The organism is Pseudomonas sp. M1 (assembly GCF_022760135.1).
Classification (GTDB): domain Bacteria; phylum Pseudomonadota; class Gammaproteobacteria; order Pseudomonadales; family Pseudomonadaceae; genus Pseudomonas; species Pseudomonas citronellolis.
Genome location: NZ_CP094343.1, coordinates 6969524 through 6984680 on the forward strand (window position 1 = coordinate 6969524; position 15157 = coordinate 6984680).

Here is a 15157-nt window from a genome sequence, read left to right on the forward strand (position 1 = left end):
TTCCGCTAAAGAGCCATTCATGGTCCAATTCGAGGAGCCATTTCCGGAGCCCGCCATGAACGCCCCGCTGCCTTTCGACCCGTCCGGCATCCGCCTGGACCCTGCCAGGGGGCTGGGCCAGCAGCTGTTCCAGGCGCTGCGCGAACGCATCCTCGACGGCCGCCTCGCCGCGCGCTCGCGGCTGCCGGCCAGCCGTGACCTGGCCGCCGCCCTGGGCGTGTCGCGCAATACCGTGGTGCGCGCCTACGAGCAGCTCTACGCCGAGGGCTACATCGAAGGCCGCACCGGCGATGGCACCTACGTCGCCGAACGGGTGCAGCCGCGCAGCGCGCCCACCCCGCAACCCGGCAAGGTGCCCGAGGTGGCGGCGCTGGAACGCCTGCAACGGCACCACCTGCCCAGGCCGCCGCAAGGCGCGCCGCGGGCCTTCCGCGTCGGCGTGCCGGCCTTCGATCTGTTTCCCTTCGAGACCTGGGCGCGGTTGCAGGCGCGTTTCTGGCGCGAGCCGCCGGCGGACTGCCTGGGCTACGGCGACGCCGCCGGCGAATGGCGCCTGCGCGAGCTGATCGCCGCCTACCTGCGCAGCGCGCGCGGCCTGCATTGCGAGGCGGGGCAGATAATAGTCACCAGCGGCGCGCAGCAGGCCATCGCCCTGTGCGCCCAGGTGCTGCTCGCCGAGGGCGACCACGTGGCCATCGAGAACCCCGGCTATCGCGCCGCCGGCCATGCCTTCGCCACTGCCGGCGCGCACCTGCACGGGGTGGCGGTGGACGGGGAGGGCCTGCGCACCGAGCAGTTGCGCGAGCTGCCGGACTGTCGGCTGGTCTACCTCACCCCTTCGCACCAGTACCCCACCGGCGTCACCCTGTCGCTGGCGCGGCGCCTGGCCCTGCTGGAATGGGCCGAGCGCAGCGGTGGCTGGATAGTCGAGGACGACTACGACGGCGAATACCGCTACGCCGGCACCCCGCTGATGCCGCTGGCGGCGCTCGACCGCCAGCAGCGCGTGCTCTACGTCGGCACCTTCTGCAAGATCGCCTTCCCCGCGCTGCGCCTGGGCTACCTGGTGGTGCCGCCGGCCCTGGCCGAGGCCTTCGCCCGGCGCCGCGCCCTCGACGTGCGGCACTCGGAAGTCGGCACCCAGCGGGTGATGGCCGACTTCATCGCCGAAGGCCACTTCCAGCGCCACGTGCGACGGATGCGCCGGGCCGCCCGGGCGCGGCGCGACGCCCTGCTGCGCGGCTGGCCGGAGGTGCCCGGCTGCGCGCCCATGCCGCCGGTGGAGGCGGGGCTGCACCTGTGCGTGCGGGTGGAAAGCCGCGAGCGCGAGCGTTGGCTGGTGGAGCGTGCGTTGCAGGCGGGGGTGGAGGTCAACGCGCTGAGCGACTACTGGCTGCCCGAGTCGACGGAGCCTGAAGACGAGCGCGCCGGCCTGGTCATGGGCTTCGCCGCCGTGCCCGAGGCACGCATAGCCGAAGCCCTGAAGACCCTGCGCAAGGCCTGGCACCTTCCGCTTTCGTAGGATGGGTTGAGCCTTGGCGAAACCCATGCGGGCATGGCGATGGGTATCGCTGCGCTCCACCCATCCTACGTCGCGCCATGCGGGGGCTTTTCCTCGCGCTCGGCCCAGTAGGTCTGCTTGTGCCCGCGGCCCTGGTACTCAAGAGCCAGGGCCTCGGCCTCTTCGCGGTTCAGGCCGCGGCGCACGACGAAGCGGTTGCCGTTGTCGTCCAGGCGCCACAGGCACCAGTCGCGCGCTTCAGGCATCGAAGGTCGAGGTCTTGCGCAGGCGCAGCGCGAGCAGGATCAGCAGCACGCCGAAGAACAGCGCGTAGGCGCCGATCACCCAGACCACCGCCACCGCGCCGGCGCCGGGGTTGGCGATCATCAGCACGCCGAACAGCACCGACAGCGCGCCCGACAGCCCCAGCCACCATTCGTTGGCCAGGCTCCTGCGCAGGCGGAAGGCGGCGATGATCTGCAGCACGCCGGTGGCCAGCGCCCAGCCGGCGATCAGCATCAGCAGGCCCAGCGCCGTCAGCGCCGGCCAGAAGAACGCCACCAGGCCGGCCAGCACGCCCAGCGCGCCGACCAGCCACAGCGGCCAGATCGGCCGTTGCGACTCGCGCATGCTGGCCGCGGCGATCAGGGTGAACACACCGTCGACGAAGGCATAGGCGCCCCAGACGATGACCAGCACGGTGAGGGCGATGCCCGGCCAGGCGATGGCCAGCACGCCGAACAGCACCGCGGCCACGCCGCGCAGGGCGATCCATTTCCAGTGCCGGCCCAGGGCTTGCCACAGGGGATGATCGTTCATGGTTTTCTCCAGCGGGGTTCGCCAGAAACCATAGCAGCCCCGCGCCATAGGGCCGGAGCTAAAAGAAAGCCCGGCGCAGGGCCGGGCGAAAGGGCCTGCCATGGGCAGGCGGGTGGCGTCGTGCGGGACGCCACCGGGGAGCCTTGGATCAGCCGGGCGCGGGCCGTGCAGGCGCTCGTGGTCGGCGCGCATGGTCTTGTGCAGGCCGAACACAGCATTGCCGCCGCGACACTTCCGGGCAGGATTCTGCGATCCTTGCCCCCTGGAACGCATCGCGGTGATGAACGGCTCGGGCCCGCTTGCACGCAGGGGCTCGGGAGGGTTCACGGAGCGCAGCTTATTCTTAGTTGATTGAACGTTCAATAAAAACAAAATAGACTGGCCCACAATGACGCCGGACGGCACAGCCATGTCCCGCGTGAGGAGAGATATCAATATGCCCAAGGTCGGTATGCAGCCGATTCGCCGTTCGCAACTGATCCACGCCACCCTCGAGGCCGTGGACCAGGTCGGCATGAGCGACGCCAGCATCGCCCTGATCGCCCGCCTGGCGGGGGTCTCCAACGGCATCATCAGCCACTACTTCCAGGACAAGAACGGCCTCCTGGAGGCGACGATGCGGCATCTGATGTCGGCTTTGAGCAAGGCCGTGCGCGAGCGGCGCGCTAGCCTGCGAACCGACGATCCGCGCGCCCACCTGCGGGCGATCGTCGCCGGCAACTTCGACAACAGCCAGGTCAACGGCCCGGCCATGAAGACCTGGCTGGCGTTCTGGGCCAGCAGCATGCACCAGCCGTCCCTGCGCCGGCTGCAGCGGATCAATGACCACAGGCTGTATTCCAACCTGTGCTGCCAGTTCCGCCGCGAGCTGCCGCTGGAACAGGCGCGCCGCGCCGCCCGCGGCCTGGCTGCGCTGATCGACGGCCTGTGGCTGCGCGGCGCGCTGTCGGGCGATGCCTTCGACACCGAGCAGGCGCTGGCTATCGCCTACGACTATCTCGACCAACAACTGGCCAAGCGCACCGGATAGCGGGCGCGGCCTTCGTGCACGGACCATAAGAGAGGACAACCGACCCATGGCTCGATTCGACGTTCAGAAGCTCTACATTGGCGGCCGCTACGTGGAGGCCAGCAGTGGCGCCACCTTCGAGACCGTCAACCCGGCCAACGGGGAGGTCCTCGCCCTGGTGCAGCGGGCTTCGAAGGAAGACGTCGAGCGCGCCGTCGCCAGCGCCGTCGAAGGCCAGAAGGTGTGGGCGGCGATGACCGCCATGCAGCGCTCGCGCATCCTGCGCCGTGCCGTGGACATCCTCCGCCAGCGCAACGACGAGCTGGCCGAGCTGGAAACCCTGGACACCGGCAAGCCGCTGGCCGAGACGCGCAACGTCGACATCGTTACCGGCGCCGACGTGCTCGAATACTACGCCGGCCTGGTCCCGGCCATCGAAGGCGAGCAGATCCCGCTGCGCGAGAGCAGCTTCGTCTACACCCGCCGCGAGCCGCTGGGCGTGGTCGCCGGCATCGGCGCCTGGAACTACCCGATCCAGATCGCCCTGTGGAAATCCGCCCCGGCCCTGGCCGCGGGCAATGCGATGATCTTCAAGCCCAGCGAAGTCACCCCGCTGAGCGTGCTCAAGCTGGCCGAAATCTACACCGAGGCCGGCCTGCCCGACGGCGTGTTCAACGTGCTCACCGGCAGCGGCCGCGAGGTCGGCCAGTGGCTGACCGAGCACCCGCAGATCGAGAAGATCTCCTTCACCGGCGGCACCTCCACCGGCAAGAAGGTGATGGCCAGCGCCTCCAGCTCCTCGCTCAAGGAAGTCACCATGGAGCTGGGCGGCAAGTCGCCGCTGATCATCTTCGACGACGCCAACCTCGACCGCGCCGCCGACATCGCCGTCATGGCCAACTTCTTCAGCTCCGGCCAGGTCTGCACCAACGGCACCCGCGTGTTCGTCCCGCGCAGCCTGCAGGCGCGCTTCGAGGAGAAGGTGCTGGAGCGCGTCAAGCGCATCCGCCTGGGCAGCCCCCAGGACGAGAACACCAACTTCGGCCCGCTGGTCAGCTTCCCGCACATGGAGAGCGTGCTCGGCTACATCCAGGCCGGCAAGGAACAGAAGGCCCGCCTGCTGTGCGGCGGCGAGCGCGTCACCGAGGGCGAGTTCGGCAAGGGCGCCTACGTCGCGCCCACCGTGTTCACCGACTGCCGTGACGACATGACCATCGTCCGCGAGGAAATCTTCGGCCCGGTGATGAGCATCCTCGTCTACGACAGCGAAGAAGAAGTCATCCGCCGCGCCAACGACACCGAGTACGGCCTGGCCGCCGGCGTCGTCACCCAGGACCTGGCCCGCGCCCACCGGGTGATCCACCGCCTGGAAGCGGGCATCTGCTGGATCAACACCTGGGGCGAGTCGCCGGCGGAAATGCCGGTGGGCGGCTACAAGCAATCCGGCGTCGGTCGCGAGAACGGCCTGACCACCCTGGCTCATTACACTCGGATCAAATCCGTGCAGGTAGAGCTGGGCGACTACGCCTCGGTGTTCTGACCACCGCGATCGAGCCCTGAGCGGCCGGTCGCCACGACGACCGGCCTTCCGACCTTCAGACACCGGCGCGCCATGCGTCGCGGGCGGTGTCGTGCCCAGAAAAAGAGGTAGGCCTGCATGACCCAGGAATACGACTACATCATCATCGGCGCCGGTTCCGCCGGTAACGTCCTCGCCACCCGCCTGACCGAGGACGCGGACGTCAGCGTGCTGCTGCTCGAAGCCGGCGGCCCGGACTACCGCGCCGACTTCCGCACCCAGATGCCCGCCGCGCTGGCCTACCCGCTGCAGGGCCGCCGCTACAACTGGGCGTACCTCACCGACCCCGAGCCGCACATGAACAACCGCCGCATGGAGTGCGGGCGCGGCAAGGGCCTGGGCGGCTCCTCGCTGATCAACGGCATGTGCTACATCCGCGGCAACGCCATGGACTTCGACGGCTGGGCGAAAGAGAAGGGCCTGGAGGACTGGACCTACCTCGACTGCCTGCCGTACTTCCGCAAGGCGGAAACCCGCGACATCGGCCCCAACGACTACCACGGCGGCGACGGCCCGGTCAGCGTGACAACGCCCAAGGCCGGCAACAACCCGCTGTTCCACGCCATGGTCGAGGCCGGCGTGCAGGCCGGCTACCCGCGGACCGAAGACCTCAACGGCTACCAGCAGGAAGGCTTCGGCCCGATGGACCGCACCGTGACCCCCCAGGGCCGCCGTGCCAGCACCGCCCGCGGCTACCTGGACCAGGCCCGCGAGCGCGCCAACCTGACCATCGTCACCCACGCCCTGAGCGACCGCATCCTGTTCAGCGGCAAGCGCGCCATCGGCGTCAGCTACCTGCTGGGCGACGGCAATGCGCCGAAAGAGGCGCGCGCGCGCCGCGAAGTGCTGGTGTGCTCCGGCGCCATCGCTTCGCCGCAGCTGCTGCAACGCTCCGGCGTCGGCCCGGCGGCCGTGCTGCGCGACCTGGGCATCGAAGTGGTGCACGACCTGCCGGGCGTCGGCCAGAACCTCCAGGACCACCTGGAGATGTACCTGCAGTACGCCTGCAAGGAGCCGGTCTCGCTGTACCCGGCATTGCAGTGGTGGAACCAGCCGCAGATCGGCGCGCAGTGGATGTTCCTCGGTACCGGCCTGGGCGCCAGCAACCAGTTCGAGGCCGGCGGTTTCATCCGCACCCGCGAGGAGTTCGAATGGCCGAACATCCAGTACCACTTCCTGCCGGTGGCGATCAATTACAACGGCAGCAACGCGGTGAAGGAGCACGGCTTCCAGGCCCACGTCGGCTCCATGCGCTCGCCCAGCCGCGGGCGCATACAGCTGACCTCGCGGGATCCGCGCAAGCACCCGAGCATCCTCTTCAACTACATGTCCAGCGAGCAGGACTGGCAGGAGTTCCGCGACGCCATCCGCATCACCCGCGAGATCATGGCGCAGCCGGCGCTGGACGCCTACCGCGGCCGCGAACTGAGCCCGGGGCTGGACAAGAAGAGCGACGCCGAACTGGACGCCTTCGTCCGCGAGCACGCGGAAACCGCCTTCCACCCCTCCTGCTCGTGCAAGATGGGCGAGGACGACATGGCGGTGGTCGATGGCCAGGGCCGCGTGCACGGCATGGAAGGGCTGCGCGTGGTGGATGCGTCGATCATGCCGCTGATCATCACCGGCAACCTCAACGCCACCACCATCATGATCGCCGAGAAGATCGCCGACCGCATCCGTGGCCGCCAGCCGCTGCCGCGCAGCACCGCGGACTACTACAAGGCCAACGGCGCGCCGGTGCGGGGCAAGCCGATGCGGGCTTGAGTCCTAAGCGGGAATAGGGAAGGGCGCCACGAGTTGGCGCCTTTTTCTTTATATAGGTGGGAGCGATAGGGAAGTAACCGGCTGAATCCGGCCTCTGGTCTGGCACGGACTGACCCCCTCTCCCTTCAGGGAGAGGGTTGGGGAGAGGGAAAGGCGATATCAGGATGGAACGGAACTATTCACCACTCCGAACGAGGATAACCCTCACCCCCGCCGCGGCGGCACCGGCCGCGTCCGCCCGCTGCCATCGATGGCCACGAACACGAACACCGCCTCGGTGACCTTGCGCCACTCGCTGGACAGCGGATCGTCGCTCCACACTTCCACCAGCATGCGGATCGAGCTGCGCCCGACCTCCAGCGTCTGGGTATAGAAGGACAGCTGCGCGCCCACCGCCACCGGCACCAGGAAGGCCATGCGGTCGATCGCCACCGTGGCCACGCGGCCGCCGGCGATGCGGCTGGCCATGGCGGTGCCGGCGAGGTCCATCTGCGACACCAGCCAGCCACCGAAGATATCGCCGAAACCATTGGTCTCGCGCGGCAACGCGGTGATCTGCAGCGCCAGGTCGCCCTGCGGAATGGGGTCTTCTTGTTCAAGCTCGATCATAGGTAAGGGCCTCGTGCCCCGACGGTCTCGATTCAAGGAAAGGAAAAGCTCTCCCAAGAGTCCTGTAAAAGTGGTTTCCTACAGAAACTTGGGACAGCTTTCTGACCGACCCCGCGCATGTCGCATCGGCATTATATAGAGGCCGGCCTGCGGCAGCGACCGCAGAATGCCTGATGACAATGTTGCGCTGACGCGCTCCCATTTGCCATGGTTCGCCTTCGGCGTTCCCTGTCAGCGCCGCCAACCTGCCGAGAAGCCTTGCGATGCCTTCTGCGAATACCACCGCTGCCCGTCCGCTGACCCGCAGCGACTACAAGACCCTGTCCCTTTCCGCCCTGGGCGGTGCCCTGGAGTTCTACGACTTCATCATCTTCGTGTTCTTCGCCACCGTGGTCGGCAAGCTGTTCTTCCCCGCCGACATGCCCGAGTGGCTGCGCCAGTTGCAGACCTTCGGCCTGTTCGCCGCCGGCTACCTGGCGCGGCCGCTGGGCGGCATCGTCATGGCGCACTTCGGCGACCTGCTCGGGCGCAAGAAGATGTTCACCCTGAGCATCTTCCTGATGTCGGTGCCCACGCTGCTCATGGGCGTGCTACCCACCTACGAGCAGATCGGCATCTGGGCGCCGTTGGCCCTGCTGCTGCTGCGCGTGGTGCAGGGCGCGGCCATCGGCGGCGAGGTGCCCGGGGCCTGGGTGTTCGTTTCCGAACACGTGCCGGCGCGCAACGTCGGCTTCGCCTGCGGCACCCTGACCGCGGGGTTGACCGCCGGCATCCTCATCGGCTCGCTGATGGCCACGGCGATCAACAGCTTCTACAGCGCCGACGAAGTGCTGGCCTACGCCTGGCGCATCCCCTTCCTGCTCGGCGGCATCTTCGGCCTGTTCTCCGTCTACCTGCGCCGCTGGCTGCACGAGACCCCGGTGTTCGCCGAGCTGCAGCAACGCAAGCAACTGGCCGACGAGGTGCCCCTGGGCGTGGTGGTGCGCGAGCACCGTCCGGCGGTGGCCATCTCCATGCTGCTCACCTGGCTGCTGTCGGCGGCCATAGTCGTGGTCATCCTCATGACGCCCTCCGTGCTGCAGTCGGTCTACGGCGTCCCGGCGGCCACCGCGCTCAAGGCCAACAGTCTGGCGATCATCTTCCTTACCGCGGGCTGCATCCTCGCCGGGCGCATCGTCGACCGCATCGGTGGCGGGCGTACCTTCATCGCTGGCAGCCTGCTGCTGGGCGCGACCTCATGGTTCTTCTACAGCAGCCTGAAGACCCACCCGGACTGGCTCTTCCCTTTATATGCGCTGGCCGGCCTGTGCGTCGGCATTGTCGGCGCCGTGCCCTACGTCATGGTCAAGGCCTTCCCGCCGGTGGTGCGCTTCAGCGGCCTGTCCTTCTCCTACAACCTGTCCTACGCCATCTTCGGCGGCCTCACGCCGATGGTCGTGGCACTGCTGATGAAGGAAGACCCCATGGGCCCGGCCTACTACGTGGCCGCGCTGTGCCTGGTCGGCTTCCTTACCGGCTGCTTCCTGCTGCGCCAGGAGCGCCTGGCTGGCGAGGCCGCTCTGGTTGCAAATTGATCGTTCGGACAGCTTTTTCGGGAAAGTTTCAAAAAGTCGTTGACGGGGGTTTTTAACTCCCTATAATGCGCACCACTCCCAGCGACGAAGCGCTGAAAGAGCTTGAAAATCAAGCACTTAAGCAGGTTAGAAGTTGAGAGTGGTGGTCAGGTGGGTGGTTCACTCGCCGCCTTTGGGTTCGGCAGCTGCTCCGGCAGCGAGCCAAAAGGAAGATCGCCGAGGTGCTTGACAGTGAGTTTGATCGCTGTAGAATGCGCCTCCCGCTGACGAGAAGCTCCGGCCGATCGACAGCGCAAGCGGTTGAGTAGGAACGAAAAATTCTGAAAATAACGCTTGACGAAATAAGAGGTTGGCGTAGAATGCGCGGCCTCGGTTGAGACGAAAGCCTTAACCAACTGCTCTTTAACAAGTTGAATCAAGCAATTCGTGTGGGTGCTTGTGAGTTAAGACTGGTGATCGCAAGATTATCAGCATCACAAGTAACACTCGTGAATTCGAGAGTTTTTTGCGATTGCTGAGCCAAGTTTAGGGTTTTCTCAAAACCCGATCAGTATTGAACTGAAGAGTTTGATCATGGCTCAGATTGAACGCTGGCGGCAGGCCTAACACATGCAAGTCGAGCGGATGAAGGGAGCTTGCTCCTGGATTCAGCGGCGGACGGGTGAGTAATGCCTAGGAATCTGCCTGGTAGTGGGGGACAACGTTCCGAAAGGAGCGCTAATACCGCATACGTCCTACGGGAGAAAGTGGGGGATCTTCGGACCTCACGCTATCAGATGAGCCTAGGTCGGATTAGCTAGTAGGTGGGGTAATGGCTCACCTAGGCGACGATCCGTAACTGGTCTGAGAGGATGATCAGTCACACTGGAACTGAGACACGGTCCAGACTCCTACGGGAGGCAGCAGTGGGGAATATTGGACAATGGGCGAAAGCCTGATCCAGCCATGCCGCGTGTGTGAAGAAGGTCTTCGGATTGTAAAGCACTTTAAGTTGGGAGGAAGGGCAGTAAGTTAATACCTTGCTGTTTTGACGTTACCAACAGAATAAGCACCGGCTAACTTCGTGCCAGCAGCCGCGGTAATACGAAGGGTGCAAGCGTTAATCGGAATTACTGGGCGTAAAGCGCGCGTAGGTGGTTTGGTAAGATGGATGTGAAATCCCCGGGCTCAACCTGGGAACTGCATCCATAACTGCCTGACTAGAGTACGGTAGAGGGTGGTGGAATTTCCTGTGTAGCGGTGAAATGCGTAGATATAGGAAGGAACACCAGTGGCGAAGGCGACCACCTGGACTGATACTGACACTGAGGTGCGAAAGCGTGGGGAGCAAACAGGATTAGATACCCTGGTAGTCCACGCCGTAAACGATGTCGACTAGCCGTTGGGATCCTTGAGATCTTAGTGGCGCAGCTAACGCGATAAGTCGACCGCCTGGGGAGTACGGCCGCAAGGTTAAAACTCAAATGAATTGACGGGGGCCCGCACAAGCGGTGGAGCATGTGGTTTAATTCGAAGCAACGCGAAGAACCTTACCTGGCCTTGACATGTCCGGAATCCTGCAGAGATGCGGGAGTGCCTTCGGGAATCGGAACACAGGTGCTGCATGGCTGTCGTCAGCTCGTGTCGTGAGATGTTGGGTTAAGTCCCGTAACGAGCGCAACCCTTGTCCTTAGTTACCAGCACGTTAAGGTGGGCACTCTAAGGAGACTGCCGGTGACAAACCGGAGGAAGGTGGGGATGACGTCAAGTCATCATGGCCCTTACGGCCAGGGCTACACACGTGCTACAATGGTCGGTACAGAGGGTTGCCAAGCCGCGAGGTGGAGCTAATCCCAGAAAACCGATCGTAGTCCGGATCGCAGTCTGCAACTCGACTGCGTGAAGTCGGAATCGCTAGTAATCGTGAATCAGAATGTCACGGTGAATACGTTCCCGGGCCTTGTACACACCGCCCGTCACACCATGGGAGTGGGTTGCTCCAGAAGTAGCTAGTCTAACCGCAAGGGGGACGGTTACCACGGAGTGATTCATGACTGGGGTGAAGTCGTAACAAGGTAGCCGTAGGGGAACCTGCGGCTGGATCACCTCCTTAATCGAAGATCCCGGCTTTCTCATAAGCTCCCACACGAATTGCTTGATTCACTGGTAAGCGACGGTTAGGCAACCCTATATGGGTCTGTAGCTCAGTCGGTTAGAGCGCACCCCTGATAAGGGTGAGGTCGGCAGTTCGAATCTGCCCAGACCCACCAATCGTTGGAAATTAGGGGGCCATAGCTCAGCTGGGAGAGCGCCTGCTTTGCACGCAGGAGGTCAGGAGTTCGATCCTCCTTGGCTCCACCATCTCCAAATCGTCGTAAAGCTCAGACAGGAATGTTCGATAGAACGAACCTTGCTGTCTGGTCTTTGTACCGGAACCGTTCTTTAAAAATTTGGGTATGTGATAGAAGTAGACTGAATGATCTCTTTCACTGGGGATTGTTCAAGTCAAGGTAAAATTTGCGAGTTCAAGCGCGAATTTTCGGCGAATGTCGTCTTCACGTTCGAGACGTATGACCAGATTGCTTGGGGTTATATGGTCAAGTGAAGAAGCGCATACGGTGGATGCCTTGGCAGTCAGAGGCGATGAAAGACGTGGTAGCCTGCGATAAGCTTCGGGGAGTCGGCAAACAGACTTTGATCCGGAGATCTCTGAATGGGGAAACCCAGCCAGCATAAGCTGGTTATCACACACTGAATCCATAGGTGTGTGAGGCGAACCAGGGGAACTGAAACATCTAAGTACCCTGAGGAACAGAAATCAACCGAGATTCCCTTAGTAGTGGCGAGCGAACGGGGACTAGCCCTTAAGCTTCTTAGAATCTAACAGAACGCTCTGGAAAGTGCGGCCATAGTGGGTGATAGCCCCGTATGTGAAAGGTTCTAGGAAGTGAAATCGAGTAGGACGGCGCACGTGAAACGTTGTCTGAACATGGGGGGACCATCCTCCAAGGCTAAATACTACTGACTGACCGATAGTGAACCAGTACCGTGAGGGAAAGGCGAAAAGAACCCCGGAGAGGGGAGTGAAATAGAACCTGAAACCGTATGCGTACAAGCAGTGGGAGCCCACTTGTTGGGTGACTGCGTACCTTTTGTATAATGGGTCAGCGACTTATATTCAGTGGCGAGCTTAACCGAATAGGGGAGGCGTAGCGAAAGCGAGTCTTAATAGGGCGTTTAGTCGCTGGGTATAGACCCGAAACCGGGCGATCTATCCATGAGCAGGTTGAAGGTTAGGTAACACTGACTGGAGGACCGAACCCACTCCCGTTGAAAAGGTAGGGGATGACTTGTGGATCGGAGTGAAAGGCTAATCAAGCTCGGAGATAGCTGGTTCTCCTCGAAAGCTATTTAGGTAGCGCCTCACGTATCACTCCAGGGGGTAGAGCACTGTTTCGGCTAGGGGGTCATCCCGACTTACCAAACCGATGCAAACTCCGAATACCTGGAAGTGTCAGCGTGGGAGACACACGGCGGGTGCTAACGTCCGTCGTGAAAAGGGAAACAACCCAGACCGTCAGCTAAGGTCCCAAAGTTGTGGTTAAGTGGTAAACGATGTGGGAAGGCTTAGACAGCTAGGAGGTTGGCTTAGAAGCAGCCACCCTTTAAAGAAAGCGTAATAGCTCACTAGTCGAGTCGGCCTGCGCGGAAGATGTAACGGGGCTCAAACCACACACCGAAGCTACGGGTGCATCGCAAGATGCGCGGTAGAGGAGCGTTCTGTAAGCCTGTGAAGGTGAGTTGAGAAGCTTGCTGGAGGTATCAGAAGTGCGAATGCTGACATGAGTAACGACAATGGGAGTGAAAAACTCCCACGCCGAAAGACCAAGGGTTCCTGCGCAACGTTAATCGACGCAGGGTTAGTCGGCCCCTAAGGCGAGGCAGAAATGCGTAGTCGATGGGAAACAGGTTAATATTCCTGTACTTCTAGTTACTGCGATGGAGGGACGGAGAAGGCTAGGCCAGCTTGGCGTTGGTTGTCCAAGTTTAAGGTTGTAGGCTGGGCACTTAGGCAAATCCGGGTGTTCAAGGCCGAGAGCTGATGACGAGCTTTCTTTTAGAGAGCGAAGTGGTTGATGCCATGCTTCCAGGAAAAGCTTCTAAGCTTCAGGTAACTAGGAACCGTACCCGAAACCGACACAGGTGGTCGGGTAGAGAATACCAAGGCGCTTGAGAGAACTCGGGTGAAGGAACTAGGCAAAATGGCACCGTAACTTCGGGAGAAGGTGCGCCGGTGAGGGTGAAGTATTTACTGCGTAAGCCCACGCCGGTCGAAGATACCAGGCCGCTGCGACTGTTTATTAAAAACACAGCACTCTGCAAACACGAAAGTGGACGTATAGGGTGTGACGCCTGCCCGGTGCCGGAAGGTTAATTGATGGGGTTAGCGAAAGCGAAGCTCTTGATCGAAGCCCCGGTAAACGGCGGCCGTAACTATAACGGTCCTAAGGTAGCGAAATTCCTTGTCGGGTAAGTTCCGACCTGCACGAATGGCGTAACGATGGCGGCGCTGTCTCCACCCGAGACTCAGTGAAATTGAAATCGCTGTGAAGATGCAGTGTATCCGCGGCTAGACGGAAAGACCCCGTGAACCTTTACTGTAGCTTTGCACTGGACTTTGAGCCTGCTTGTGTAGGATAGGTGGGAGGCTTTGAAGCGTGGACGCCAGTTCGCGTGGAGCCAACCTTGAAATACCACCCTGGCATGCTTGAGGTTCTAACTCTGGTCCGTGATCCGGATCGAGGACAGTGTATGGTGGGCAGTTTGACTGGGGCGGTCTCCTCCTAAAGAGTAACGGAGGAGTACGAAGGTGCGCTCAGACCGGTCGGAAATCGGTCGCAGAGTATAAAGGCAAAAGCGCGCTTGACTGCGAGACAGACACGTCGAGCAGGTACGAAAGTAGGTCTTAGTGATCCGGTGGTTCTGTATGGAAGGGCCATCGCTCAACGGATAAAAGGTACTCCGGGGATAACAGGCTGATACCGCCCAAGAGTTCATATCGACGGCGGTGTTTGGCACCTCGATGTCGGCTCATCACATCCTGGGGCTGAAGCCGGTCCCAAGGGTATGGCTGTTCGCCATTTAAAGTGGTACGCGAGCTGGGTTTAGAACGTCGTGAGACAGTTCGGTCCCTATCTGCCGTGGACGTTTGAGATTTGAGAGGGGCTGCTCCTAGTACGAGAGGACCGGAGTGGACGAACCTCTGGTGTTCCGGTTGTCACGCCAGTGGCACTGCCGGGTAGCTATGTTCGGAATAGATAACCGCTGAAAGCATCTAAGCGGGAAACTAGCCTCAAGATGAGATCTCACTGGGAACTTGATTCCCCTGAAGGGCCGTCGAAGACTACGACGTTGATAGGTCGGGTGTGTAAGCGCTGTGAGGCGTTGAGCTAACCGATACTAATTGCCCGTGAGGCTTGACCATATAACACCCAAACAATTTGTGTGTTAGACGGTGAAGTCGACGAACCGAAAGTTCGTGTGAACCGCAAAGAAGACCTGTCACATACCCGAATCAGGGTGAGCGTGAGCGCAAGCCACGAGCATCCGAAAGAATTGCTTGACGACCATAGAGCGTTGGAACCACCTGATCCCATCCCGAACTCAGCAGTGAAACGACGCATCGCCGATGGTAGTGTGGGGTTTCCCCATGTGAGAGTAGGTCATCGTCAAGCACCTATCCCAAAACCCCTGATCAGCCTGGCTGGTCGGGGGTTTTGCTTTTGGGGCGCGGAAAGCCGGGGTGATCCCATCCACGCCATTGCATTCCCCTTGTAGGAGCGCGCCCTGCGCGCGAATCGCGGGCAGGGCCCGCTCCTACACGTGAGGCATCGCCATGGCGATGGGTATCGCTTCGCTCAACGCCATCCTACGCGTCCCACCGACGTCACCATCCTACGCGGGGCCTGCACCTGTAGGAGCGGACCTTGTCCGCGATTGCCGGCGGTTCCGGCGCACTTCGCGGATAAGATCCGCTCCTACGCCGCCCCACCCGTGGCGTTCCCCTGTAGGAGCGCGCCCTGCGCGCGAAATCGCGGGCAGGGCCCGCTCCTACAGGTGGGTTCAGGCCTCGAAACCCATCCTACGGGGTGTTTCTTCGGCGCTCGTTTCGATTGAAATATTCCGTAATAAATACCGTCACATTTCTTCTCCGAGCCCGTCGGTTTTCATCTGGCTGTCACATTGCTTTCATAGAGTCTGCTCGCGCCCCATGAGAGCGGCGCCGAATTCCAGCCAGTCGGCCTTTCCTCAAGGAGCAAGGC

Annotated in this window: 9 protein-coding genes, 2 tRNA genes and 3 rRNA genes; 10 read left to right on the forward strand and 4 right to left on the reverse strand. The window is 62.1% G+C overall.

All coding sequences use genetic code 11. The features are described from left to right. Positions 1–55: 55 nt before the first annotated feature. Positions 56–1522, forward strand: a complete 1467-nt coding sequence (gene pdxR, locus PM1_RS30990; protein WP_009614230.1) for a MocR-like pyridoxine biosynthesis transcription factor PdxR — start codon at positions 56–58, stop codon at positions 1520–1522. Positions 1523–1587: 65 nt separating this feature from the next. Here pdxR and PM1_RS30995 read toward each other — a convergent pair whose 3' ends face one another. Next, a complete protein-coding gene (locus PM1_RS30995) occupies positions 1588–1767 on the reverse strand; it encodes a hypothetical protein (RefSeq protein WP_009614228.1) in 180 nt (59 codons plus the stop codon). Beyond that, positions 1760–2320 (reverse strand): HdeD family acid-resistance protein, encoded by a 561-nt coding sequence (locus PM1_RS31000; protein ID WP_024128866.1) that lies wholly within the window; start codon positions 2318–2320, stop codon positions 1760–1762. Before PM1_RS31000 ends, PM1_RS30995 begins: the two co-directional genes overlap by 8 nt. A 436-nt stretch (positions 2321–2756) precedes the next feature. Here PM1_RS31000 and betI point away from each other — a divergent pair, with 436 nt between their 5' ends. The 3 genes from betI to betA all read left to right on the forward strand — a co-directional run bounded on the left by betI (position 2757) and on the right by betA (position 6672). Next, the gene (gene betI / locus PM1_RS31005; RefSeq protein ID WP_009614224.1) at positions 2757–3350 is read left to right on the forward strand and encodes a transcriptional regulator BetI; all 594 of its coding nucleotides are present in this window, start codon (positions 2757–2759) and stop codon (positions 3348–3350) included. 46 nt (positions 3351–3396) lie between these two features. Further along, entirely contained in the window at positions 3397–4869 is a 1473-nt protein-coding gene (gene betB, locus PM1_RS31010) for a betaine-aldehyde dehydrogenase (RefSeq protein WP_009614222.1), read from the forward strand. Positions 4870–4986: 117 nt separating this feature from the next. Further along, complete coding sequence (gene betA / locus PM1_RS31015; RefSeq protein ID WP_009614220.1) at positions 4987–6672, forward strand: choline dehydrogenase; 1686 nt, start codon at positions 4987–4989, stop codon at positions 6670–6672. A 204-nt stretch (positions 6673–6876) separates the two neighbouring features. On the opposite strand, the gene PM1_RS31020 is transcribed toward betA, so the two are convergent. Then, positions 6877–7281, reverse strand: coding sequence for an acyl-CoA thioesterase (locus tag PM1_RS31020; protein WP_009614218.1), 405 nt, complete (start codon positions 7279–7281; stop codon positions 6877–6879). 263 nt (positions 7282–7544) lie between these two features. On the opposite strand from PM1_RS31020, the gene PM1_RS31025 reads away from it, so the two are divergent. Beyond that, positions 7545–8855 carry an MFS transporter gene (locus tag PM1_RS31025; protein WP_009614216.1) on the forward strand — a complete coding sequence of 437 codons (1311 nt, stop codon included), beginning with the start codon at positions 7545–7547 and terminating at the stop codon, positions 8853–8855. A gap of 146 nt (positions 8856–9001) precedes the next feature. Here PM1_RS31025 and PM1_RS31030 read toward each other — a convergent pair whose 3' ends face one another. Continuing rightward, entirely contained in the window at positions 9002–9274 is a 273-nt protein-coding gene (locus tag PM1_RS31030; protein WP_177333608.1) for a hypothetical protein, read from the reverse strand. 136 nt (positions 9275–9410) lie between these two features. Here PM1_RS31030 and PM1_RS31035 point away from each other — a divergent pair. From PM1_RS31035 to rrf, 5 genes are all read left to right on the forward strand, one after another. Beyond that, positions 9411–10947: ribosomal RNA gene (locus tag PM1_RS31035) — 16S ribosomal RNA — on the forward strand. Positions 10948–11027: 80 nt separating this feature from the next. Beyond that, positions 11028–11104, forward strand: a tRNA-Ile gene (locus PM1_RS31040). A gap of 15 nt (positions 11105–11119) precedes the next feature. Further along, positions 11120–11195: transfer RNA gene (locus PM1_RS31045), tRNA-Ala, on the forward strand. Positions 11196–11429: 234 nt separating this feature from the next. Continuing rightward, a 23S ribosomal RNA gene (locus PM1_RS31050) occupies positions 11430–14319 on the forward strand. A 134-nt stretch (positions 14320–14453) separates the two neighbouring features. Then, positions 14454–14569, forward strand: a 5S ribosomal RNA gene (rrf, locus tag PM1_RS31055). The 16S, 23S and 5S rRNA genes sit together here with 2 tRNA genes alongside, the layout of an rRNA operon. Positions 14570–15157: the final 588 nt, after the last annotated feature.

Coding starts and splice junctions, on each gene's coding strand:
- PM1_RS31000 (WP_024128866.1), bottom strand. CDS start 2,320: ATGAACGATCATCCCCTGTGGCAAGCCCTGGGCCGGCACTGGAAATGG.
- betA (WP_009614220.1), top strand. CDS start 4,987: ATGACCCAGGAATACGACTACATCATCATCGGCGCCGGTTCCGCCGGT.
- pdxR (WP_009614230.1), top strand. CDS start 56: ATGAACGCCCCGCTGCCTTTCGACCCGTCCGGCATCCGCCTGGACCCT.
- betI (WP_009614224.1), top strand. CDS start 2,757: ATGCCCAAGGTCGGTATGCAGCCGATTCGCCGTTCGCAACTGATCCAC.
- PM1_RS30995 (WP_009614228.1), bottom strand. CDS start 1,767: ATGCCTGAAGCGCGCGACTGGTGCCTGTGGCGCCTGGACGACAACGGC.
- PM1_RS31025 (WP_009614216.1), top strand. CDS start 7,545: ATGCCTTCTGCGAATACCACCGCTGCCCGTCCGCTGACCCGCAGCGAC.
- PM1_RS31020 (WP_009614218.1), bottom strand. CDS start 7,281: ATGATCGAGCTTGAACAAGAAGACCCCATTCCGCAGGGCGACCTGGCG.
- betB (WP_009614222.1), top strand. CDS start 3,397: ATGGCTCGATTCGACGTTCAGAAGCTCTACATTGGCGGCCGCTACGTG.